The sequence below is a fragment of the Microbacterium sp. S308A+ genome, assembly GCF_049800815.1.
GTDB lineage: Bacteria > Actinomycetota > Actinomycetes > Actinomycetales > Microbacteriaceae > Microbacterium.
Genome location: NZ_JBNAFT010000001.1, coordinates 217707 through 239869, shown reverse-complemented (window position 1 = coordinate 239869; position 22163 = coordinate 217707). Strand labels below are relative to the sequence as shown.

The following is a 22163-nucleotide window of genomic DNA, read 5'->3' as shown; positions in this document are numbered from 1 at the left end:
CTCATGACCACGCGCATCGTCGTCACCGGCATCGGCGCCACCTCCGCTCTGGGCGGCACCGCCCCGGAGAACTGGGCGAACCTGCTCGCCGGTGTCTCCGGCACGCACACGCTCACTCACGACTGGGTCTCGACGTACGAGATCCCGGTGACCTTCGCCGCCGAGGCCTCCGTCCGCCCGGAGGAGGTGCTCCCCCGACACGAGGCCAAACGCCTCGACCCCTCGACCCAGTTCGCGCTCATCGCGGCCCGCGAGGCATGGGAGGACGCAGGGGCCCCCGAGGTCGCCCCGGAACGCCTCGGCATCGACTTCGCCACCGGCATCGGCGGCGTGTGGACGCTTCTGGACGCCTGGGACACGCTGCGTGAGAAGGGCCCCCGCCGAGTCATGCCGCTGACGGTCCCGATGCTCATGCCCAACGCAGCCGCCGGCAACCTCTCTCTGCACTTCGGCGCCAAGGCCTACGCGCGCACGGTCGTGAGCGCCTGCGCCTCTAGCACCGAGTCCCTGGTGAACGCCTACGACCATCTCCAGCAGGGCCTGGCCGACATCGTGATCGCCGGGGGCGCGGAGTCCGCGATCCACCCGATCACGATGGCGGCCTTCTCGTCCGCACAGGCGCTGTCTCGTCGCAACGACGACCCAGAGCACGCATCACGCCCGGGGAGCATCGACCGCGACGGCTTCGTGATGGGCGAGGGCGGCGCGGCCCTCGTGCTCGAGACCGAGGAGCATGCCAAGGCACGCGGAGCACGCATCTACGCAGAGATCGTGGGCGGCGGCGTCACGGCCGACTCGTACCACATCACCGGGAACGACCCCGAGGGTCATGGCGCCGCACGCGCTGTCCAGCGCGCTCTGGAGGTCGCAGGACGCGGCGCCGACCAGGTGACCCACATCAACGCCCACGCCACCTCGACGCCGGTCGGAGACCCGAACGAGTACGTCGCCCTCAAGCGTGTCTTCGGCGAGCGTATCGATGAGATCCCGGTGTCGGCGACCAAGGCGTCGACCGGGCATCTGCTCGGCGGCACCGGTGCTCTTGAGGCCGTGTTCACGATCCTCGCGCTGCGCGACCGCGTCGCCCCGCCCACGATCAACATCACCGAACAGGACCCGGAGGTGCCGTTCCGGCTGTCCGGCGAGCCGCAGCCGCTCGGTGACGGCCCGCAGCTCGCGATCAGCAACTCTTTCGGCTTCGGCGGGCACAACGCCGTCGTCGCGTTCGCCAACTACGAAGGCTGAGCGATCTCGCAAAGGAAACCTCGAGGCCCCGGGGACACATCCCCGGGGCCTCGTTCCTTGCGGGGCGGCGATTCCCTTTCCCGGTCCCCGGGATCGTGCCTCCGGTCTCCGGTAATCAGGCCTCGCCGGCCCCTCGCCCTGTGATGTTCTCGGCTTCCGGCCTGGGGGCGGAAGGGGTTGACAACGATCCTGCTCAGCCGACCTTGTGCAACCAGACGACCCGCGCGTCGTCACTCGCGTGGCGGAAGGGCTCCAGCTCCTCGTCCCAGGCCGCGCCGAGGGCGACGTCGAGCTCACGCTGCAGCTCTGCGGCGTTCCCTGCCGCGATCTCCATCGCGTAGCGGATCCGGTCCTCGCCGATAACGATGTTGCCCGCGCTGTCTGTCTGCGCGTAGTGGATGCCGAGGCTCGGGGTGTGCAGCCAACGGCCCCCGTCACTCCGCGGAGTCGGGTCCTCGGTCACCTCGAAGCGGAGATGCTCCCATCCGCGGATCGCGGTCGCGAGCGCGGCTCCGGTGCCGACCGGACCGTCCCAGTAGAACTCCGCTCGACGGGCACCGTCAAGAACGGGCTGCTCCGCCCATTCGAAGCTGACGGCTCGCCCAATAGCGCGACCCACGGCCCACTCCAGGTGGGGGCAGAGCGCGCGAGGCGCGGAGTGGACATAGACCACTCCGCGTGCGTGTGCAGTCGCCATGTTGTCTCCGTTTCATCAGGTTCGTCTTCCCCAACGACCTGACCCGCGAAGCATGGCGGATATGCGGTTATGCGCCTATTCTCACCGATCGACGGCGAAATCACAAGCATGTAACTCCCGCGGTCATACCGTGGTCGCCTCGCGCCACGGTGGTTCACCGGTGCAGAAGGGGGCCTCGATGCCGAAGCACCGAGGCCCCCTGACGAGAGGCTCAGGCCTCGCTCATCGCGATCTTCTCCTGCTGCCCCTTGGCCGCGTAGTACGCCGCACGAGCGGCGTCGCGACGCGCCTGCTCCGCATAGCCGGCGTCCAGGACGTCCTGGGAGACCTCGTAGTTCGGCACGTCCTGGGTGCCGTGGTACTTCTCGATGTAGGCATCGAGCTCCGGACCGGAGGTCCACGACGTGATCAGGCAATAACGCGGCTCGGTGCCGTTGTGGGTGGCCGCATGCCACAGGCGCTGCGTGTCCACGATCAGCTGCGCACCGGCGGGCAACGCGATGCGATACTCGATGCTCGGGTCGGTGCGGTTCTCGCGGAGGACGAAGTAGCTGTCCTTGTCATCGGTCAGGTTGAAGAAGCCCCGGACGACCCAGCCGGTGCCGTCGGGGTTCAGACGGTTGTTGTCATCCTGGTGGAGGTTGTAGAGGCAGTCGCCGTAGCTGTTCGGCTGCAGCTCGATGATCCGGCAGCGGCCGACGTTCGCACCGGGCTCCTGCGCCCGACGCGTAAGAGTCGGGGCGATCGCCGTCTGGGAGTCGATCCAGACTCCGTCCTTGTCGGTCCGCGGCGGCTTGTGGTTCCAGAATCCGTTGCACTCGATGTCGCCGAACGCGCTCGCAAGCGGCGCGAAGCGGGTGTCTCCGGAGGACTTCCAGTCGACATACTCGATGTCGAGCCATTCCTTGGGGTCGATCTCTTCGGCGTAGCTGTCGAGGACGACGAAACCCTTGTCCTCGAGGGCGGCGGACTTGATGTATCCCATGATCTGAATCATGTCCTTTCAACAGGGGCCAGCACGTTTTTACAGGCCCTTCTTAGGCCAGCCTAACAGCCGCCTCCCCGCGGCCTGCGGAGAGGCCCGCCGTGAATATCCCCGTACACTGGAGCCGTCGTCACGAGCGCCGTTCCGGCGCCGCGGCTCCGGCCCGACGACGCAGGATCGAACGGTTCGGAGGCGACTGAGCAGCATGGGCACGGCCACAAACGTCGAGGCGACCGCCGTCAACACGATCGAGTGGCTCTCCGCCCCGGGGACCATGATCGTCGTCCCTGTGTATCAACGACAGTATCGCTGGGACATCGGCGGCTGCGAGCAGCTGCTGACCGACGTGCGTGCGGTCGCGGCGGAGGACGACGGTCACCGCCACTTCATCGGTTCGATCCTCTCCGCGCAGGACGCCGTCGAGGCCGGCGCCGATCTCGTGCTCATCGACGGCCAGCAGCGGATCACGACGTTGATGCTGCTCGTCGCCGCGCTGCATCACTCGATCAGGGAGACGGACCCGGCGCTGGCCGCAGAGCTGGAGCGGGTCCTGGTCCGGCAGGAGGACGCATCCCGTACCAAGCTCCGCCCCCATCACGCCTGGGCACATCTGTTTGAGTCTGTCGTGCTCGACCGCCGTGGCGACGACGACCGTGAATCGCGCTTCGACGACAACTACGCCTTCTTCCGAAGCCAGATCCAGCCCGAAGAGGCCCCCCTCATCTGGCGCGGGCTCAAGAGGTTGGAGCACGTGTCGATCACACTCGGCGCCGCGGCCAACGCCCAGCAGATCTTCGAGAGCCTCAACTCCACCGGGGAGCCGCTGCGCGATCATGAGCTCATCCACAACTACGTGCTCATGGGACTGTCCCACCCCGAGCAGCTCGAGGTCGAGGAGACCTACTGGCTGCCGATCGAGCGGAACACCGGCGAGATGATCGGCGCCTTCTGGCGTCACTACCTGATCATGAAGACCGGACGCGAGGTCGCGGTGGCCGGCGAGCACGGCGTCTACAGCGCGTTCCGGCAGGGCTTCCCCCACCTCGGTCTCGACGACCTCCGCGCCCAGGCCCAGGTCTGGCGTGAGTTCTCCGACATCTACCGCCTGCTGCTCGATCCGAGCCAGGAACGCGACCCGGAGATCCGTCGCCAGCTCGATTTCGTGAACGCCTTCGGGCGGACGACCTATCCGCTGGTCTTGAGCGCCTACCGCGACTACGCCCAGGGGCGCATCGACAAGGACGCCCTCGTCTCGACTCTCGAGGATATCCAGTCACTGCTCCTGCGGCGGTCGGTCGTCGGCGTGTCGACCGACCGCCTGATCGCCCGTCTCTGCCGAGCTCGCGCAGAAGGCCAGGAGAGCCTGGTGCGCGCGATCGCCCGGATCACACCCTCTGACGAGCGTGTGCGCGTGGCGCTCAAGTACGGGGAGCTCCCGCACGCCGCGTACGTGCTCGGCCGGATCGAGAGCGTCGGGGATCCCGCCGCCCACGACGTGGAGCACATCGTCCCGCTCGTGCCGCACGATGCGTGGTCCGGTGACGGTGTGCGCTCGTGGAGCGAATACGGCGAGGACGAGCAGAATAGCCACCGCGCGCTCGCTCCGACGCTGGGCAATCTGACGCTGCTGGAACAGCCCCTGGCCGAGCGGGTCTTCGGTGCCTCGTTCCCCGACAAGCGCGATGCATACGGCCACAGCCGGATCGCGGAGACGCGGCGGCTCGCCGCCGCGGAGTCCTGGGGCACCGCCGCCATCGCCGAGCGCACAGCGCGGCTCACCGATGCCTTCGTCTCGATCTGGAGACGTCCGCCGGTCGTGGGGATCGACGACGACGGCCTCACCCCGATCCTCGACGCCGTCCGGCGTCGAGGATGGCCGCAGGGGTGGGACAGGGAGTTCGAGTATGTCGAGTACCGCGGCGAGCACTGGGAGGTGTACGACGTCAGGTACCTCTTCAACCGGGTCTTCCGCCGCGGGTGGACCGACACGCGAGACGCGGTCCTGTCCTACAGCGCACGGCATGGCGGGCCCATCTACGGCGAGAAGGCGTGGAACGGGCAGTGGGACGAGCTCGACGCCGAGCATTTCCTCTACATGGGCTGGGACTCCAAGTACATGATGGGCGCAGTCCAGGGGCTCTTGGAGGAGTCAGGGCTCGCCGCCGAGGTCTTCGTGAAGTACTCCTACATCGGGAACGTGATGTGATGACGACGGCGACCACCCGCACTCGGAAGATGCAGGATCTCACGATCGAGGAGCACGTGCTCACGGTGCCCCTGGTCTGGTCCGACCCCGCCGACAGCCGGACGATCGACGTGTTCGCCGCCGTCGTCTCCCGCGCGGGCGGTGAACGTCTCCCTCACCTCGTCTTCCTGCAGGGCGGCCCGGGACATGAGGCGCCTCGCCCCTTCCATTCGCCCACCGGACCGTCGTGGCTCGATGCCGCGCTCGCGCACTACCGCGTGGTCCTGCTCGACCAGCGAGGCACCGGACGATCCACGCCGATCGGCGACGACGACCTGGAACGCGGCGCCGCGGCCACGGCCGAGCGCCTCACGCATCTGCGGGCGGACGCGATCGTCCGTGATGCCGAGGCGCTGCGCGAGCATCTCGACGTCGACGCGTGGAACCTGCTCGGGCAGTCGTTCGGGGGCTTTACCACGCTGGCCTATCTCACCGCGTTCCCCGGCGCCGTGGACCGCGTCTTCATCACCGGTGGGCTGAGCACCGTCGAACGCTCTCCCGACGAGGTCTACGCCCTCTGCTACGAGAAGATGCGCGACGCCTCGGAGAGGTACTACCGTCGCTTTCCCACGCACCGGGATCGGATGCATCGCCTCACCGATCTCGCAAGGGCGGGGAGCATCGTCCTGCCGGACGGTGAGATCGTCTCACCCTCGCGCCTGCGCTCCGTGGGCTCGGCGTTGGGAACGAATGACGGCTGGCAGACGATCTGGTCCCTGCTCGAGCAGGAGCCGTCCTCCAACGCCTTCCGCCACGACCTCGCGCACGCGATGCCCTTCGGCGGCCGCAACCCGCTGTATTACGTCCTCCACGAGTCCAGCTACGCCAACGGCCACGCCACCCGCTGGTCGGCCGAACGTGTCGAGCCCACAGACTTCGCCGAAGATCCGACGCTGTTCACGGGCGAGCACATCCGTCGCGAATGGACCGAGACCGTGCCCGCGTTCGGCGCATGGCGAGAGGTGGCCCTGGAGCTGGCGGAGTTCCCGTGGCCTCGGCTCTACGACCCGGACGCCATCGCCGCCTCCGGTGCGCGCGGCGCCGCCGCCGTCTATGCCACAGACGTGTACGTCCCGCTCGAGTTCTCGCTCGAGACCGCACGACTGGTGCCGGACCTCCGCCTCTGGGTGACCAGCGCGCATGAGCACAACGGACTGCGTTCGGGCCCTGTGCTCGAACGGCTGATCGATCTCGCGCACGATCGCCGGATGCGCTGACCTCTCGCTCACGTTTCAGGGACGGATCGTAAGCTGGCGGGACGGCTCGACCGGCACCGTCGGTCCACTGACACCGCAAGGGATGAGGAATGAGCGGAACATCGCTGAGCCTGCCCGAGGAGGAGCAGGAGCGGACGTTCATCGCCTTCGCTGACGCCGTCGACCGGCTCGGCGAGGAGGCGCAGTTCCTCGCCGCGAACGGACGCTCTCGCGCCGCCCGCTATCTGGAGGACGCGCACCGCACGCTCGTCGAGGCACGGATCACGATGCACCGGCTGCAGTCCGCCGCCACGGACTCCGGCTTCCGCCGCAGTGCGCGCCGCCGGATCCGCGCGCTGGCCGCGGCGATCGCGAACGCCGGCCTGCGCGACATCGACGCCGTCCGGCAGACCGTGCAGCGGCTCGACACCGCGACACGGCCGCCGTCGGCAGAGCGCCCCGTCGGCTGGAGCGACGCCCTCCGCACCCAGGCGGCACGCGCCACCGCCTGGAGCGTCGAGAAGTGGACCGGATCCCCCCTCTCCCCCGCGTCTCTGGAGAGCTCCCGCACCGCGCAGACCTCCTCCGAGAGTGCCGCGCTCATCCTCCGCCGCGAGGAGCACCGTCTGCGCCGTCGACCCCACAGACCCCGCAGGTCGCAGCGGACCGCCCTCGTGACCGGCATCATCGTCGCCGGCACGGCCACAGCCGGACTCGCCGGCTACGGCGGATGGGCGCTCCTCACCACGATCTTCGGCGGCTAGCGCCCCCGGTGAGGGCCGTCACTATCCGTGGGGCTGCGAGACAGATCTCGTGACCCGCTTCGCTCGGCCGCCGAGGCCCGGCTACGCTCCCGGCAAGGTCTCAGCGACTTCCTCAGAAAGTGCAGTCACGCAACATTGCTTAGATGTAATCTTGCAGAGCTGCAAAACAGTTGCCGCCAATGAGGGCGCCCGAGCGCCCCACGGCGACGGGCGTTCGCGTTGTCTCATCCCGCCTCGCCCACTCGAAGGACCCGAATGTCCAGCGCCACCGCTGCTCCTGCGACCGCATCGGTCGCAGGAGGATCCTCGCCGATCATGACGCACCGGCAGATCCTCTTCGTCATCTACGGCCTCATGGCCGGCATGTTCCTCTCCTCGCTCGACCAGACCATCGTCGGCACCGCGATCCGCACGATCGGCGACGACCTGCACGGCCTGGACCAGCAGGCCTGGGTCACGACCGCCTACCTGATCACATCGACCATCACGGTCCCGATCTACGGCAAGCTGTCCGACATCTTCGGGCGGCGTCCGCTGTTCATCTTCGGCATCAGCGTGTTCATCCTCGGCTCGCTCCTGTCGACCTTCTCGACCTCGATGCTGATGCTCGCCGGCTTCCGCGCCTTCCAGGGTATCGGTGCCGGCGCGCTGATGTCCCTTCCCCTTGCCATCATGGGAGACATCCTGGCTCCGCGCGAGCGCGCCAAGTACCAGGGATACTTCTTCGCCGTCTTCGGCGTCTCGACGGTGATCGGCCCGCTCGTCGGCGGCCTGTTCGCCGGCGCCACCCAGATCCTGTGGATCGACGGCTGGCGCTGGGTGTTCCTCGTCAACGTCCCCGTCGGTCTCATCGCCCTCGGCATGGTGATCGTCTTCCTGCACCTGCCGAAGGTGGGGACCCACGCCAGCCCGCGGATCGACTGGTGGGGCGCCACGGCAGTCATCGTCGCCCTCGTGCCCCTCCTCCTCGTGGCCGAGCAGGGCCGCGTCTGGGGCTGGGCCTCACCGGCCGCGATCGCCTGCTACGTGATCGGCGCCCTCGGCGCCGTCGCGTTCGTCCTCATCGAGAACGCGATGAAGGACGACGCGATCATCCCGATCAAGCTCTTCCGCTCCGGCACCTTCTCGATGGCGACCGTCATCGGCGTCCTGGTCGGCTTCGGGATGTTCGGCGCCATGATGACGATCCCGCTGTATCTGCAGATCGTGGTCGGCCTGAACCCGACAGAGTCCGGCCTCGCGTCGATCCCGATGGTGATCGGCCTCATGATCGCGGCGATGAGCTCCGGACAGATCACCGCCAGGACAGGTCACTACCGCATCTTCCCGGTGACGGGGACGCTCTTCACCGCCATCGGCTTCCTGATCCTGACGTTCATGACGCCGGACAAGCCGCTCTGGTTCATGATGATCGGCATGTTCGTGGTCGGCCTGGGCCTCGGCCAGCTCATGCAGACGCTCGTGCTCGCGAGCCAGAACTCCGTCGCTCCGACCGAGATGGGTGTGGCTTCGAGCGCCGCGACCTTCTTCCGGCAGATCGGCGGCACCCTCGGCACCGCGATCATGCTCTCGGTGCTCTTCAGCGTGCTCCCGACGAACATCGTGCACAGCATGGCCGACAAGTCCACGCTGACGTCGGCGCTGGACGCTGCCCTCGATCCCGCCGTCGCCGAGGCGCCGGCGAACGCCGCGATCATGAAGCAGCTGTGGACCCCCGTGGTCGGTCCGATCCAGAGCACCATCCAGACCCAGCTCGACGACGGAGCGGCAGCGGCGAAGAGCGCGGCCGAACAGGCCGTGGCCGAGAGGATCACCGCGGCCGTGCAGGCACAGGTCTCCGCCGGCGCGCTGCCCCCGGCTGCCGCGCAGAGCGTGATCGACCAGCAGGTCGCCGCCGCGACCCCCGCAGCCGAGAACACCGCTCTGCAGACCGTCGCTGACAAGGCGCACGCCTCCGTGGTCGACGGCGAGGTGAAGGTCGACTGGTCCGACAAGGAACAGCGCACCTACTGGGTCGGTCAACTCGCACCGGAGCTCACGAAGCAGGTCGAGGAGGGGGATTCGAACGCCTCGAGCGTCTCGAGCGACACGACGAGCGACACGTCCTTCCTGACCGGGGCGGATCCGCGCCTGTCGAAGCCGTTCATGACGGGCTTCACCTCGTCGGCCGCGACCATCTACTGGATCGGTTTCGGTGTGATCCTGCTCGCGTTCGTGCTCAGCTGGTTCTTCCGTGTGCCGCCGCTGCGCCAGCGCTCCGCGCTCCAGGAGCAGGCCGACACCGCCGGCGTCACCGAGACCGGCACCATCCGGGTCCAGCAAGCGTGAGGCACCGCCGGGGCGGGACCACCACCCCGCTCCGGCAGGCAGGCAGGATAGAGATATGACGAGGAGCGATCCCGCGGACGGACGCGCCGCCGCACGAGCGGGAGGACGACGCGAACGGAAGAAGCAGCTCACCCGTCGCGCGATTCACGAGGCGGCGCTGCATCTGGTCGAGGAGCATGGGCTCGACGGTGTGACGGTGGAGCAGATCTGCGAGGCAGCCGACATCTCCTCCCGGACCTTCTTCAACTATTTCCCGTCCAAGGCGGCCGCAGCTCTCGACCTGCCGGAGTCGGTGGTCTCCGAGGAGGGCTCGGCGATCTTCCATGCCGCCGAAGGACCGCTCGTCCCCGCTCTCTGCGAGCTCATCGGGTCCTCGATGGACTACGGCAGCGAGAAACGTCGGATGAAGGAGCTCCTCCTTCGCCGCCCGGAACTGCTCCCGGCGTTCGCGCAGTGGATGGGCGCCGTCCGCGGCCAGTACGTCGCCCTCGCCGAGGAGCGGACCGACCCGGTCGATGCGGAGGCGGCCGTCGCTCTGACCATGGCCGCCATGAGCGTGCTCGTCCACGATCACGCCGAAGGTGACAGCACCGGAGCCGAGCGCCTGCTCGACGCGGTGGACCGTCTCGTCGCGTCGAGGCAGGTCTCCATGCGCCCGACCGACGGGTGAGCGTGTCCCCACCCTGCGTCTCCGCCGAACGCCACGCCATGTCCCGCGAACTGCCGCACGTGCGCATCAGTCGTCCACACAAGACCTCGCGGCGGCACAGGCCCCGGACCGGTCGTGCGAGCCGGCCCGGGGCAGTGATCGTTGGTCAGGCGCCGTGCGGCGTGAAGACTCCGCGGAAGCGCATCTTGCCGCTGGAGAGCCGGTCGTACGCCTCGGTGGCCTGGTCGAGGGTGAAGGTCTCGGTGATCGGCTTGACCTTGCCCTCGCCGGCCATGTCGATGACCTCGCTGAGGTAGTGCTGGCCGCCGTGGGTGGATCCGATGACCTGCTGGCGCATCATGTGGAACGGCACGCCCTCCGACGAGATCGAGAACGGACGAGTGAAGTCAAGCCCGCTGAGGACCACACGCCCGCTCGGCCGCAGACCCGTCATCGCTTCCTCCGCGGTCTCGAAAGCATTGGTGGTAACCAGCAGGACGTCCGCCCCGCCGAGCTCGGCCAGCTCCTGACCGTTGGCGACGACGTGGTCCGCGCCCAGCTGCTTGGCCAGGTCGTGCTTATCGGACGAGTGCGTGATCGCGATCGTCTCGAAGCCCGACGCCTTGGCCAGCTGAATGGCCACATGCCCGAGCCCTCCGATCCCGAGAACGGCGATCCGCTCCCCCGGTCGAAGAGAAGCATCCCGTAGTCCGCTCCACGTGGTGTAGCCAGCGCACATCATCGGCGCCGCGTCGACGTAGTCGAGCCCGTCGGGCAGCAGCACCGTACCCTCCGCCGCGATCGCGATGTACTCCGCGTGGCCGCCCTGCGAAGAGAAGCCCGTCAGGCGCGGAGCCGCGCAGTTCATGGCCGTCTGCCCCGTCAGCGGAAGCCGCTTCCGGCAGTAGTCGCACCGCCCGCAGCCCTGCTGGACCCAGGTCGCCCCGACCCGGTCGCCCACCTCACGGCCGTGCACACCGGCGCCGACCTCGACGATCTCCCCCACGACCTCGTGGCCTGGCGTCTGCGGGTAGATATCGCCGCCCGCACCCTGCGTCGCCCACACGTCGGTGTAACACATCCCCGACGCGTGGACCTTGACCAGCACCTGGCCTGGCTCGGCAGCGGGCATCGGGACTTCCTGAACCTGCCACGGCTGCCCCGGTCCCGTCATGACGATCGCCTTCATGGCGCATCTCCTGTCTCGTGGACCGGCATGCCGGCCACGGTAGATAACTATCCGGTTCGTTTACCGTAGTCGTCGATGCATATTTCGTCAATAACTAGATGGTTACCTTGCCGATGCCATGCGTGATGCAACCGCGCCCAAGCTCCGCATCCCGACGCGCGCCTGCGTGAGCAAGCGATCCCTCTATGCCCAGTTCGGCAACAGGGAAGAGCTCTCCGACATCGCCGCCGCCCACGCTGTTCGAGAGCCGACGACCGCCGTCCCCTTCAGCGCCGCCTCACCGCCGAGTCCGACGGCGCGAGCCAACGCATCGACAGCCGCCGAGCCGTTTGGACGCGGCAGTCCGCTCGATCGCTGGGCGGATCCCACCCCCACGACCCGCCGCGACCTGGATGCCGCAGCGGACCGGTGCGACGAAGCTGCCGGGACGCGGACGCGGTTGCATCCGCCGTCGAGAGTGGGGCGGGCGGGACTCGAACCCGCGATCGTTGGGTTATGAGCCCACTGCCTTGACCAGCTTGGCCACCGCCCCCATCCTTCAGCCTACCGGCGCAGGACCACGGCCCGCACGCACGACCGCGATCCTGCGCCTGAGAGCCTTTCCGCGCAGGGTTCCTCTGTGCTCAGACGGAAGCGAGCTCACGATCACGCGCGCGGATCGATCGGTTCACGCCCGAGACGATCGCCTTGAGCGACGCGGTCGAGATGTCCCCGTCGATGCCGACACCCCACAGCCGCTGGTCACCGATCTGAAGTTCGACGTAGGCGGCCGCCTGAGCGTCTCCCCCGGCGCTGAGAGCATGCTCGACGTAGTCATAGACCGTGATGTCGAATCCCTGCGCCCGCAGCACTTCGACGAACGCCGCGACGGGACCGTTTCCGTGCGCCGACGTCATGACCCGCTGCTCGTCGTCGCGGAGCACGACATCCAGCTCGACCGCACCGGACATGTCGCTGCGGGTCTCGGTGGCGAGCAGCTCGAAGCGGCCCCATCTCTCCGCCGCGTCGATGGCCGGCAGGTACTCGTCCTGGAAGATCGACCAGATCTGCTCGCTGGTCACCTCACCGCCGTCGGCGTCAGTCTTCGCCTGGACGACCCCGGAGAACTCGATCTGGAGCTTGCGCGGCAGGTCGATCGCGTGGTCCGTCTTGAGCAGATAGGCCACGCCGCCCTTGCCGGACTGGGAGTTCACCCGAATCACCGCCTCATACGAGCGGCCGAGGTCCTTGGGATCGATCGGGAGATAGGGAACCGCCCATTCGATCTCGTCGACCGTGACGCCCTGCGCGGCGGCACGGGTCTCCATCGCCTCGAAACCCTTCTTGATCGCGTCCTGATGCGATCCGCTGAACGCGGTGAACACGAGGTCACCGGCCCACGGGCTGCGCTCCGGCACAGGCAGCTGGTTGCAGTACTCGACGGTCCGCTTGACCTGATCGATGTCGCCGAAGTCGATCTGCGGGTCGATCCCCTGCGTGAACATGTTGACGCCCAACGCGACGAGGTCCACGTTTCCGGTGCGCTCGCCGTTGCCGAACAGGCATCCCTCGATCCGATCGGCACCGGCCATGTAGCCGAGCTCCGCCGCGGCGATCGCCGTGCCGCGGTCGTTGTGCGGGTGCAGCGACAGGATGATGTTCTCGCGATGGTTCAGATGACGGCTCATCCACTCGATCGAGTCGGCGTAGACGTTCGGCGTCGCCATCTCGACCGTCGCGGGCAGGTTGACGATCACCTTGCGTTCGGGCGTGGGCTCGAAGACCTCCAGCACCTGGTTGCAGATGTCTGCGGCGAACTCCAGCTCGGTTCCCGTGTAGCTCTCCGGCGAGTACTCGTAGTACACCGTCGTCTCGGGGATGCGCTTCTCGTGCTCTCGGCAGAGACGCGCGCCGGCGAGGGCGATGTCGATGATCCCCTGCCTGTCCGTGCGGAAGACGACCTCTCGCTGAAGGACGCTCGTGGAGTTGTAGAGGTGGACGATCGCCTGCTTCGCCCCCGCGATCGCCTCGTAGGTACGGGCGATGAGGTGCTCGCGGGCTTGAGTCAGCACCTGGATGGTCACGTCGTCCGGGATCAGGCCGTCGTCGATCAGCTGCCGGACGAAGTCGAAGTCGGTCTGGCTCGCCGAGGGGAAGCCGACCTCGATCTCTTTGTATCCCATGCGCACGAGGAGCTCGAACATGACGCGCTTGCGCTCGGGGGACATCGGGTCGATGAGAGCCTGGTTGCCGTCGCGGAGATCGACGGCGCACCATCGCGGCGCCTCGGTGATGACGGCATCCGGCCAGGTGCGGTCGGGCAGATCGACACGGATCTGCTCGTGGAACGGACGATACTTGCGGATCGGCATGCCCGAGGGGCGCTGAGTGTTCTTCATGATGGGCGTTCTCTTCTCGTCATTCGCGGATTCGGGCCAACGCGAACACCGCGACGAGGTAGGCCCTAGATCCGGGACTCGCCGCGGCGGCGAAGAAGAAGCAGAACGCCCGCGCGCATGCCGCCATGATAGCACCCGCCCCTCTCCGAGCACGACGTCGCACCGGCCACATGGTCCACGAGTGCTGCCACGCCTGCAAGAATCGTTGCAGCACGCCGTTCGCGCGTGCGGGCAGCGTTTCGACCGAGGAGCCAGGCGTGATCTACATCTCCACCCGCGGCGGCGGGGAGCCGATGACCTACACGGAGACCCTCCTGGAGGGCCTCGCGGCGGACGGCGGCCTCACCGTCCCCACCGAGCTCCCGCAGGTCGACGCGACGACGCTGGAGTCCTGGCGAGACCTCGACTATCCGGCCCTCGCCGCCGAGGTCCTCGGCCTGTTCGCCACCGACATCCCCCGCGACGATCTCGCCCGTCTGTGTCAGAGCGCCTACTCCCCGGCCACCTTCCCCACGTCGGTCCCGCTCCGGCCGATCGATGGCGGGATCACCCTCGTCGGGCTCTCCGAGGGGCCGACTCTGGCCTTCAAGGACATAGCGATGCAGTTCCTCGGGGAGGCGCTGGAGTATGCACTCGAGCGTCGGGGCGGCGTGCTCAACGTCCTCGGAGCGACCTCCGGCGACACCGGCTCTGCGGCCGAGCACGCCTTGCGTGGCAAGGAGCGCGTCTCGGTCTTCATGCTCTCACCTCAGGGGCGGATGAGCCCCTTCCAGCGTGCGCAGATGTACTCGATCGCCGATGACAACGTGCACAACCTCTCCGTCGACGGCGTCTTCGACGACTGCCAGAACCTCGTGAAACGCCTGGCCGGCGATCTCGACTTCAAGCGCTCCCAGCACCTCGGCGCGGTCAACTCCATCAACCTCGCGCGCATCACCGCGCAGATCGTGTACTACTTCTGGGCGTGGCTTCGGGCGACCGACAGCGGCGCAGCGACACCGACAGAAGTCTCATTCACCGTCCCGTCCGGGAACTTCGGCAACATCCTCTCCGGCTACTATGCCCGAGGGATGGGACTGCCGGTCCGTCGGCTCGTGCTGGCCGCCAACGAGAACAACGTCCTCGACGAGTTCTTCCGCACCGGGGTCTACCGTCCGCGGGCCGCCGCGCAGACGCTCGCGACCTCCAGCCCGTCGATGGACATCTCGAAGGCCTCCAACCTGGAGCGGTTCCTGTACGACCTGGTCGATCGGGATCCCGCGCGCGTCGTCGAGGCCTGGACGCAGATCGACGACCGGGGCAGCGTCGACTTCTCCGCAGAACAGCCACGCTTCGCCGCCGAGTTCGGGATCGTGAGCGGCACCAGCACTCACGCCGACCGTCTCGCGACGATCCGGGCCGTCTACGACGCGACCGGAGAGGTGATCGATCCGCACACGGCGGACGGTGTCACCGTCGCGCGCGCCCACGTCGAGCCCGGCATCCCCATGCTCGTGCTCGAGACCGCGAAGCCGCAGAAGTTCGCCGAGACCATCCGAGAGGCCATCGGGATCGACCTCCCCCTCGACGACGAGGTCGCGGCCATGCTCGCCGCTCCCCCGCACGTCACCGAGATCGCCGACGACGAGGGCGCGCTTCGCGCCTTCATCCGGGAGCATGCGCTGCACTGACCCGCAGGCCGCACGGAGCGGAGGCACGCCGCACCGCACGTTAGCCTGACTGACATGACGGCCCGACTCCGCCCCACGTTCGCCGCCGCCCTCTCCGTCGCACTCGGGCCTCTCCTGGTGTCCGCGTCCCTCCTCGTCGCGCCGTCCGCAGCGGCCGGCGTCGACGACTTCTCGTACGCCTCGTGGGACGCCGACTACGTCGTGCGGCTCGACGCCGCGGGGCGGGCGGCGATGCACGTCACCGAGACCCTGGTCGCGCGGTTTCCTGAGACCGATCAGAACCGCGGGATCGTCCGTGGCCTCGCCGAGCGATACGACGGAGCGCCCATCTCCCCTACCGTCCTCTCGATCCGCGACGGCGACGGACGTGAGGTGCCCTACGAGACCGACTCCGAGAACGACGTCCTGATGCTCTCCCTCGGCGACGACAGCTACCGGCACGGTCTCACGACCTATGTCATCGAGTACACGATGCGCGACGTCTTCCACCAGCCTGACGATGCGGATGTGGACGAGTTCTACTGGGACCTCCTCCCGCTCGACAGCACCCAGCCCATCGAGTCGTTCACGGGCCGGATCCGCTTCGAAGGCGCGCTCGTGGAGCGACTGACCGGCGACCACCGGTGCTATCAGGGGTTCGCCGGGGCCAAGGGACGTTGCGACATCGCGCCGACCGCCGCCGACCCCGGCGCCTTCTCGGTCTCCGCGACGAACCTCCTCCCGGGCGAGGGAATGACGGTCGCGTTCGCGTTCGCGCAGGGCACGGTGCTCCCCTCGCCGGCGAAGCAGCCCGACGCGATGACGGACGTGGTGCCCTACGGAATCGCCGGAGGAGGCGTCGTCCTCGCCCTGGGCGGCGGCTTCGGCGCGCGGGCGAGGCTCCGTCGGCGTCATCGCGCCCAGGGGAAGGGGATCGTCGTCGCCCAGTACGACGTACCGGATGACCTTCCGCCGCTTCTCGCCGCCCCGGTGCTGGGCCTCGAAGGCAGGCAGCTGCAATCGGAGATCGTCCATCTCGGCGTCCGGGGCGCACTCCGGATCGAGGATCAGGCCGGCAAGCCCGCGCTCACCCTGGTCGACCCCGCCGTCGCTCCGGACCCTCTCGACTCCGCCACGATCGCCGCGCTCTTCCCCCGCCGTGTGCCGGGCGACCAGCTCCCTCTGGCCGTCCCCGACAACGACGTCGTCGGGCGGCTCACCGTACTCACCCCGGCCTCCCGCGCTGCGGCAGAGGGACGAGGGCTCATGATCCGCCGACGATCACCGATGTCTCCGGTCTTCGGCATGCTCGGCGTCCTGGTCGGGCTCCTCAGCGTCGGGCTCAGCGTTCCGGGGATGGTCGTCGGCCGGAGGGCGGCGATCGCGGCATTCGTCGTCTCGGCCCTCCTGACAGCGGCCCTCCTGGTCCTCGCGCTCGTGCTGCTCCAGAAGCAGCGCGTCCTCACGCCGAAGGGCGCGGAGTCGTACGAATACCTCCAGGGAGTGCGCGAGTACATCCGGCTGGCCGAGGCGGATCGCATCCGGATGCTCCAGTCCTACTCCGGGGCGGAGCGACGTCGGTACGACGGTGCCGACGTGATCGTCGTCTACGAGCGCCTGCTCCCCTACGCGATGCTGTTCGGGCTCGAGCGGGAATGGGCCCAGGCGCTCTCGGTCGCGTACGAGCGTGAACGCCAGGAGCCGACGTGGTACGGCGGGTACGCATATGGCGCGGTCAGCTCGTCACTGGCTCGGATGGGTGAGACCCTCACACCCACGCCGACGGCAGCCTCCTCATCGAGCTCCAGCGGTTCCTTCGGCGGCGGCTTCTCCGGTGGCGGCGGAGGCGGCGGGTTCTCGGGAGGACGCTGACCAACGACGGGGCCCGGGAACCGGATCACCCAGGACGGCTCAGAACCCCAGGCGGCCCAGCTGCTTCGGGTCCCGCTGCCATTCCTTCGCCACGCGAACGTGCAGACCCAGGAAGACGCGGGTCCCGAGAAGCTCCTCGACGCCGAGCCGGGAACGTGCGCCGACGTCGCGGAGTCGTGCCCCCTTTCGTCCGATGATGATCGCCTTCTGGCTGTCCCTCTCGACCACGATGCTCGCGTGGACGTCGACGAGGTCGGATCCCTCCCTCGGCGCGATGTCGTCGACCACGACGGCGATGGAGTGCGGGAGCTCGTCGCGAACGCCCTCGAGCGCCGCCTCGCGGATGATCTCCGAAATGCGATCCTCGGTCGACTCGTCGGTGACGACGTCAGCGTCGTACAGCCTCGGCCCCTCCGGCATGAGCGCGAGCACCTCGTCGGAGAGGACGTCGAGCTGTACACGTGTGAGGGCCGACAACGGGATCACCGCCGCCCAGTCCTCGCGGAGCGCATCGACCTCCATGAGCCGCTCGGTGATCTGGTCGCGGTCCGCGGCGTCGACCTTCGTGACGATCGCGATCTTCTTTGCGCGTGGGTAGCCGTCGAGCGAGGCGGCGATACGCCGATCGCCGGGGCCGACCTTCTCTGTCGCCGGCACGCAGAAGCCGATCACGTCCACATCGCCCAGAACCTGTTCGACGAGGTCGTTCAGCCGCTCGCCCAACAGCGTCCGCGGACGATGGATGCCGGGGGTGTCCACGATGACGAGCTGTCCGTCCGGGCGGTTCACGATCCCACGGATCGCACGCCGCGTCGTCTGCGGCTTCTCACTCGTGATCGCGATCTTCTCACCCACGAGCGCGTTCGTGAGCGTGGACTTGCCCACGTTCGGGCGCCCCACGAAAGTGACGAAGCCGCTGCGCCCCGGCTGGCTCCCGATGGTCGGCTCCTCCTGTGACGCTTTGCTCATCCGTCTCGCTCCTGTCCCTCGTCCTCGCCCGCCGGCGGCTCGGCGCGCTCCACGAGGACCGTCGCGATTCCTCGCCCCCGGCCCCGGGAGGCCCCGCCGATGAGCATCAGTCCTCGCACGTTCACGGCGGAGCCCGGCTGCGGGATACGTCCGAGCTCCTTGCCGAGGAGTCCGCCGATGGAGTCGACCTCGTCGTCCTCCAGCTCGATGCCGAACAGGTCGCCCACGTCCTCGAGTCCGAGCCGAGCGCTCACCCGGAACCGGCCAGGAGCGATCTCGGCGACCTCGGCGATCTGCTGGTCGTACTCGTCCGAGATCTCGCCCACGAGCTCCTCGATCAGGTCCTCCATCGTCACGAGCCCGGAGATCCCGCCATGCTCGTCCACGACCATGCACACGTGCACCGCGTCGCGTTTCATCTGCTGGAGCAGCGTCTCCGCGCGCATGGACTCCGGCACGAAGACGGCCGGTCGCGCGATCGTCCGCGCCGGGACCGCGCGCCACGCGTTCTCCTCCCGGAAGGCGAACTGCGCGAGATCCTTCAGATACAGCACGCCCACCACGTCGTCGGCGTCGTCGTCGACGACCGGCACCCGCGACACGCCACGATCGAGGAAGAGAGTCATCGCCTCGCCGGCCGTGGCCTCCGCGTCGACCGTCACCATGTCGGTCCGCGGGACCATCACCGCGCGGACGAACTGGTCGGTGAAGTCGAAGACCGAGTGGATGAGGTCCCGATCGTCCGCCTCGATGAGGTCGTTCGAGGCCGCCTCGTCGACCATGCTCAGCAGCTGCTCCTCCGAGGCGAAGGAGCTCCGCCCCGTCCCCGGCGTCACCCGAGAGCCGAGCACGACCAGGCCTTGGGCGAGGGGGCCCAGGATGAGCCGGAGTCCGCGGATGAGCGGAGCGCAGGTCCGCAGGATGCCATCCGCGTGCAGGCGCCCGAAAGAGCGGGGGCTCGCGCCGACGAGGACGAACGTGATGCCCGTCATCAGCACGGCCGCAGCCAGCATCGCCCACCAGATCTCATCGATGAGGAGCACGAACGCGACGGTCACGAGCACCGCTGCCGCGGTCTCGGCGAGGACGCGGATGAACGCGACCGCGTTCGCGTGCGGGTCGGGGTCGTCGGCGATGCGGCGCAGCGCCACAGCGTTGCGTCCCGTCGCGCCCATCTCGGCGATGCCCGCGCGCGAGGTCACCGAGAAGGCGGCGTCGATCGCAGCCATGAGACCCCCGAAGGCGACCAGGAGGACCGCCCCGCCCAGGAGCAGAAACGCGGTCCCGGTCATCGATCTCTGCGGCGCTCGAGGTCCGCGAAGCTCGCGATCAGCTCACGTTGAAGACCGAACATCTCCCTCTCCTCATCCGGCTCCGCGTGGTCGAAGCCGAGGAGGTGCAGCAGCCCGTGGGTCGTGAGCAGGATCAGCTCGTCCATCAGGGTGTGCATGGCCGCGACCGCCTGGGTCTCGGCCACCTGGGGGCAGAGCACGATGTCGCCGAGCAGCCCGGGGGGCGTCGGACGGTCGATCGTCCCCGGGCGCAGTTCGTCCATAGGGAAGCTCAACACGTCGGTCGGTCCCGGCTCGTCCATCCACTGCACGTGGAGGGCCTCCATCGCTCCCTCGTCCACGAGGACGATCGCGACGTCGGCGTCCGGGCTCACGTTGAGCTGCGCCAGGTTGTGCTCGGTCAGCCGCAGCAGGACGGTCTCGTCGACGTCGATCGCCGACTCGTTGTTGATCTCGATCACGATCGTCCTCGTTTCGGCTGCTGGCGGTCGCGCGGTCCGGAACGGAGCCCGGCACGGCGTTCGGCGCGGTTGGCGAACTCCGCCGCCTGCTCACGCTCGACGCGCGCCGCCGTGCGCTGTTCGTCATATTCGCTGTAGGCATCCACGATCCGCCCGACGAGTGTGTGGCGCACGACGTCATCGCTGGTCAGACGGGAGAAGTGGATGTCGTCGATGCCCTGGAGCACACGGGTCACCAGACGCAGCCCGGAGGCCCCCTGGGGGAGATCGACCTGTGTGATGTCGCCGGTGACGACCATCTTCGTGCCGAAGCCGAGCCGCGTCAGGAACATCTTCATCTGCTCCGGCGTGGTGTTCTGCGCCTCGTCGAGCACCACGAAGGAGTCGTTTAGAGTGCGTCCGCGCATGTAGGCGAGAGGCGCGACCTCGATCGTGCCCGTCGCCATGAGGCGCGGCACGATCTCCGGATCCATCATCTCGTTCAGCGCGTCGTAGAGCGGACGCAGATACGGGTCGATCTTGTCGGTGAGCGTGCCGGGGAGGAAGCCGAGGCGCTCCCCTGCCTCGACGGCCGGGCGGGTGAGGATGATCCGCTCCACGTCCTTGCGCTGGAGCGCCTGGACCGCCTTCGCCATCGCGAGGTAGGTCTTTCCCGTGCCGGCGGGACCGATGCCGAACACGATGGTGTTCTCCTCGATCGCGTCGACATACTCCTTCTGCCCGAGCGTCTTGGGCCTGATCACGCGTCCTCGGGAGGAGAGGATCGCTTCACCGAGCACCTCGCTCGGGCGCGGTCCGTCATCGCGCCGGAGGAGGCGGGCAGAGCTGGAGACGTCGCCGGGCAGGAGGTCGTGGCCGGCCTTGGTCATCGCCAGCAGCTCCTCGACAAGAGCCTTCGCGGCGGCCACCGGACCGGCGTCCCCGCGCAGGGTGATCTCGTTGCCTCGCACGAGCACCTCGACCGCAGGGTGCTCCCTCTCCAGCACGCGGAGCAGACGATCCTGCGGGCCGAGCAACTGCACCATGGCCACGCCGTCGGCGTGCATGCGTTCGATGACGGGCGCACCGCCCCTGTCGTTCTCCCTGTCAGAAGCCAACGAGCTTGTTCTCCTCGATGTTGCCGAGCACGTGAGCGTGCACGTGGAAGACGGATTGTGCGACGCTGGCGCCGTTGTTGAAGATCAGACGATACTCCCCGTTGGCGTGCTCGACCGCGATCCGCTTCGCGGCTGCGACGATCTCGGCGAGCAGGGACGGGTCGCCCGCGGCGAGCTCGGTCACGTCCTTGTAGTCCTCGGTCTTCGGGATCACGAGCGCGTGCAGCGGCGCCTGCGGGGCGATGTCCCGGATGGCGAACACCCGGTCCGTGTCGAGCAGGACCTCACCGGGGATGTCCCCGGTGAGGATGCGCGTGAAGATCGAAGGATCTGACATGCGTTCCATCCTAGCGATCGCGCCGATTCCGACAGGGCGGAGAACGCCGTCAGCGCCTGGCCCCGCTCGCCGGCGCGCACGTCACCAGCGGCCCCGGAGCACGTTGAGGGCGGCAAGGGCAGCGGGACCCGCCGTCGAGGTGCGCAGGACGGTCTCACCGAGCAGCATGCGCTCGGCGCCTGCGGCCGAGAGCCGCTCAAGCTCCTCGGTCGCGATGCCGCCCTCCGGCCCGACGACGAGCACGACGTCGCGCCCGTCGTCCTGCAGCGTGCTCACACGTGTCGTCGCGGCGGGATCGAGGACGAGGACCCGCTGCGATGCCGCACGACTGGCGATGTCCGCCGTGGTCTCGACGGCCGAGACCTCTGGCACCCAGGCGCGATGCGCCTGCTTCGCCGCCTCCCGGACGATCGTCGCCCAGCGCTCGCGACCCTTCGCCGCCTTCGTCCCGTCCCACCGGGAGACGCTGCGTGCGGCCTGCCAGGGAACGATCTCGTCCACGCCGAGCTCGCACGCCGCCTGCACCGCCCGCTCGTCCCTGTCGCCCTTCGCGAGCGCCTGGACGAGAATGACCCTCGATGTCGGCGCCGGGCGCAGCTCACGGGTCTCGACACGGACAGCCACGCTCCCCGGCCCCGTCGTCTCCACGACGCCGCCGAGCCAGACTCCACCTCCGTCGCCGAGAGTCACCCGCTCTCCCGCCCGTACCCGCCGCACGACCGCGGCGTGCCTCGCTTCGGCACCGCCCAAGGTGACGACGTCCCCCGGCTCTGCCCCGGCCGCGTCCGCCGTGAGGAAGTGCAGCGCCAC

At 68.5% G+C, this 22163-nt stretch carries 18 protein-coding genes and 1 tRNA gene; 8 read left to right on the top strand and 11 right to left on the bottom strand.

Annotated features, from left to right (window positions below; genetic code table 11):
• The first annotated feature begins 3 nt into the window (after positions 1-3).
• The gene (locus tag ACP15J_RS01110) at positions 4-1245 is read left to right on the top strand and encodes a beta-ketoacyl-[acyl-carrier-protein] synthase family protein (RefSeq protein WP_424935854.1); all 1242 of its coding nucleotides are present in this window, start codon (positions 4-6) and stop codon (positions 1243-1245) included.
• A gap of 193 nt (positions 1246-1438) precedes the next feature.
• Here the strand turns inward: ACP15J_RS01110 and ACP15J_RS01105 are convergent, their stop codons facing one another.
• Positions 1439-1942, bottom strand: a complete 504-nt coding sequence (locus ACP15J_RS01105; protein WP_197220705.1) for a DUF3145 domain-containing protein — start codon at positions 1940-1942, stop codon at positions 1439-1441.
• Between the two features lie 211 nt (positions 1943-2153).
• Positions 2154-2927: a hypothetical protein gene (locus tag ACP15J_RS01100; RefSeq protein WP_424935855.1), complete on the bottom strand. Its 774-nt coding sequence runs from the start codon at positions 2925-2927 to the stop codon at positions 2154-2156.
• A 205-nt stretch (positions 2928-3132) separates the two neighbouring features.
• On the opposite strand from ACP15J_RS01100, the gene ACP15J_RS01095 reads away from it, so the two are divergent.
• The 5 genes from ACP15J_RS01095 to ACP15J_RS01075 all read left to right on the top strand — a co-directional run bounded on the left by ACP15J_RS01095 (position 3133) and on the right by ACP15J_RS01075 (position 10130).
• On the top strand, positions 3133-5133 hold the full coding sequence (locus ACP15J_RS01095; RefSeq protein WP_424935856.1) for a DUF262 domain-containing protein: 2001 nt from the start codon (positions 3133-3135) through the stop codon (positions 5131-5133).
• Entirely contained in the window at positions 5133-6389 is a 1257-nt protein-coding gene (locus tag ACP15J_RS01090; RefSeq protein ID WP_424935857.1) for an alpha/beta fold hydrolase, read from the top strand. Before ACP15J_RS01095 ends, ACP15J_RS01090 begins: the two co-directional genes overlap by 1 nt.
• Positions 6390-6478: 89 nt before the next feature.
• The gene (locus ACP15J_RS01085; protein ID WP_424935858.1) at positions 6479-7132 is read left to right on the top strand and encodes a hypothetical protein; all 654 of its coding nucleotides are present in this window, start codon (positions 6479-6481) and stop codon (positions 7130-7132) included.
• A gap of 255 nt (positions 7133-7387) precedes the next feature.
• On the top strand, positions 7388-9460 hold the full coding sequence (locus tag ACP15J_RS01080) for an MDR family MFS transporter (RefSeq protein WP_424935859.1): 2073 nt from the start codon (positions 7388-7390) through the stop codon (positions 9458-9460).
• 55 nt (positions 9461-9515) lie between these two features.
• Positions 9516-10130 (top strand): TetR/AcrR family transcriptional regulator, encoded by a 615-nt coding sequence (locus tag ACP15J_RS01075; protein ID WP_424935860.1) that lies wholly within the window; start codon positions 9516-9518, stop codon positions 10128-10130.
• 145 nt (positions 10131-10275) lie between these two features.
• Here ACP15J_RS01075 and ACP15J_RS01070 read toward each other — a convergent pair whose 3' ends face one another.
• The 3 genes from ACP15J_RS01070 to leuA all read right to left on the bottom strand — a co-directional run bounded on the left by ACP15J_RS01070 (position 10276) and on the right by leuA (position 13676).
• Complete coding sequence (locus ACP15J_RS01070) at positions 10276-11241, bottom strand: alcohol dehydrogenase catalytic domain-containing protein (RefSeq protein ID WP_424935861.1); 966 nt, start codon at positions 11239-11241, stop codon at positions 10276-10278.
• A 515-nt stretch (positions 11242-11756) separates the two neighbouring features.
• A tRNA-Ile gene (locus ACP15J_RS01065) sits at positions 11757-11830 on the bottom strand.
• Positions 11831-11921: 91 nt separating this feature from the next.
• The gene (gene leuA / locus ACP15J_RS01060; protein WP_424935862.1) at positions 11922-13676 is read right to left on the bottom strand and encodes a 2-isopropylmalate synthase; all 1755 of its coding nucleotides are present in this window, start codon (positions 13674-13676) and stop codon (positions 11922-11924) included.
• A gap of 257 nt (positions 13677-13933) precedes the next feature.
• On the opposite strand from leuA, the gene thrC reads away from it, so the two are divergent.
• Both thrC and ACP15J_RS01050 read left to right on the top strand, forming a co-directional pair.
• On the top strand, positions 13934-15346 hold the full coding sequence (thrC, locus tag ACP15J_RS01055) for a threonine synthase (RefSeq protein WP_424935863.1): 1413 nt from the start codon (positions 13934-13936) through the stop codon (positions 15344-15346).
• Positions 15347-15400: 54 nt separating this feature from the next.
• Positions 15401-17197 carry a DUF2207 family protein gene (locus tag ACP15J_RS01050; protein ID WP_424935864.1) on the top strand — a complete coding sequence of 599 codons (1797 nt, stop codon included), beginning with the start codon at positions 15401-15403 and terminating at the stop codon, positions 17195-17197.
• 39 nt (positions 17198-17236) lie between these two features.
• Here the strand turns inward: ACP15J_RS01050 and era are convergent, their stop codons facing one another.
• The 6 genes from era to ACP15J_RS01020 all read right to left on the bottom strand — a co-directional run bounded on the left by era (position 17237) and on the right by ACP15J_RS01020 (position 22163).
• The gene (gene era, locus ACP15J_RS01045; RefSeq protein WP_424935865.1) at positions 17237-18166 is read right to left on the bottom strand and encodes a GTPase Era; all 930 of its coding nucleotides are present in this window, start codon (positions 18164-18166) and stop codon (positions 17237-17239) included.
• On the bottom strand, positions 18163-19458 hold the full coding sequence (locus tag ACP15J_RS01040) for a hemolysin family protein (RefSeq protein ID WP_424935866.1): 1296 nt from the start codon (positions 19456-19458) through the stop codon (positions 18163-18165). Before ACP15J_RS01040 ends, era begins: the two co-directional genes overlap by 4 nt.
• On the bottom strand, positions 19455-19922 hold the full coding sequence (ybeY, locus tag ACP15J_RS01035) for an rRNA maturation RNase YbeY (protein WP_424936065.1): 468 nt from the start codon (positions 19920-19922) through the stop codon (positions 19455-19457). Before ybeY ends, ACP15J_RS01040 begins: the two co-directional genes overlap by 4 nt.
• Positions 19916-20965, bottom strand: coding sequence for a PhoH family protein (locus tag ACP15J_RS01030; RefSeq protein WP_424980861.1), 1050 nt, complete (start codon positions 20963-20965; stop codon positions 19916-19918). The genes ybeY and ACP15J_RS01030 overlap by 7 nt, the downstream gene beginning before the upstream one ends.
• 40 nt (positions 20966-21005) lie before the next feature.
• Positions 21006-21353, bottom strand: a complete 348-nt coding sequence (locus tag ACP15J_RS01025) for an HIT domain-containing protein (protein ID WP_424935868.1) — start codon at positions 21351-21353, stop codon at positions 21006-21008.
• Positions 21354-21434: 81 nt separating this feature from the next.
• Entirely contained in the window at positions 21435-22163 is a 729-nt protein-coding gene (locus tag ACP15J_RS01020) for a 16S rRNA (uracil(1498)-N(3))-methyltransferase (RefSeq protein ID WP_424935869.1), read from the bottom strand.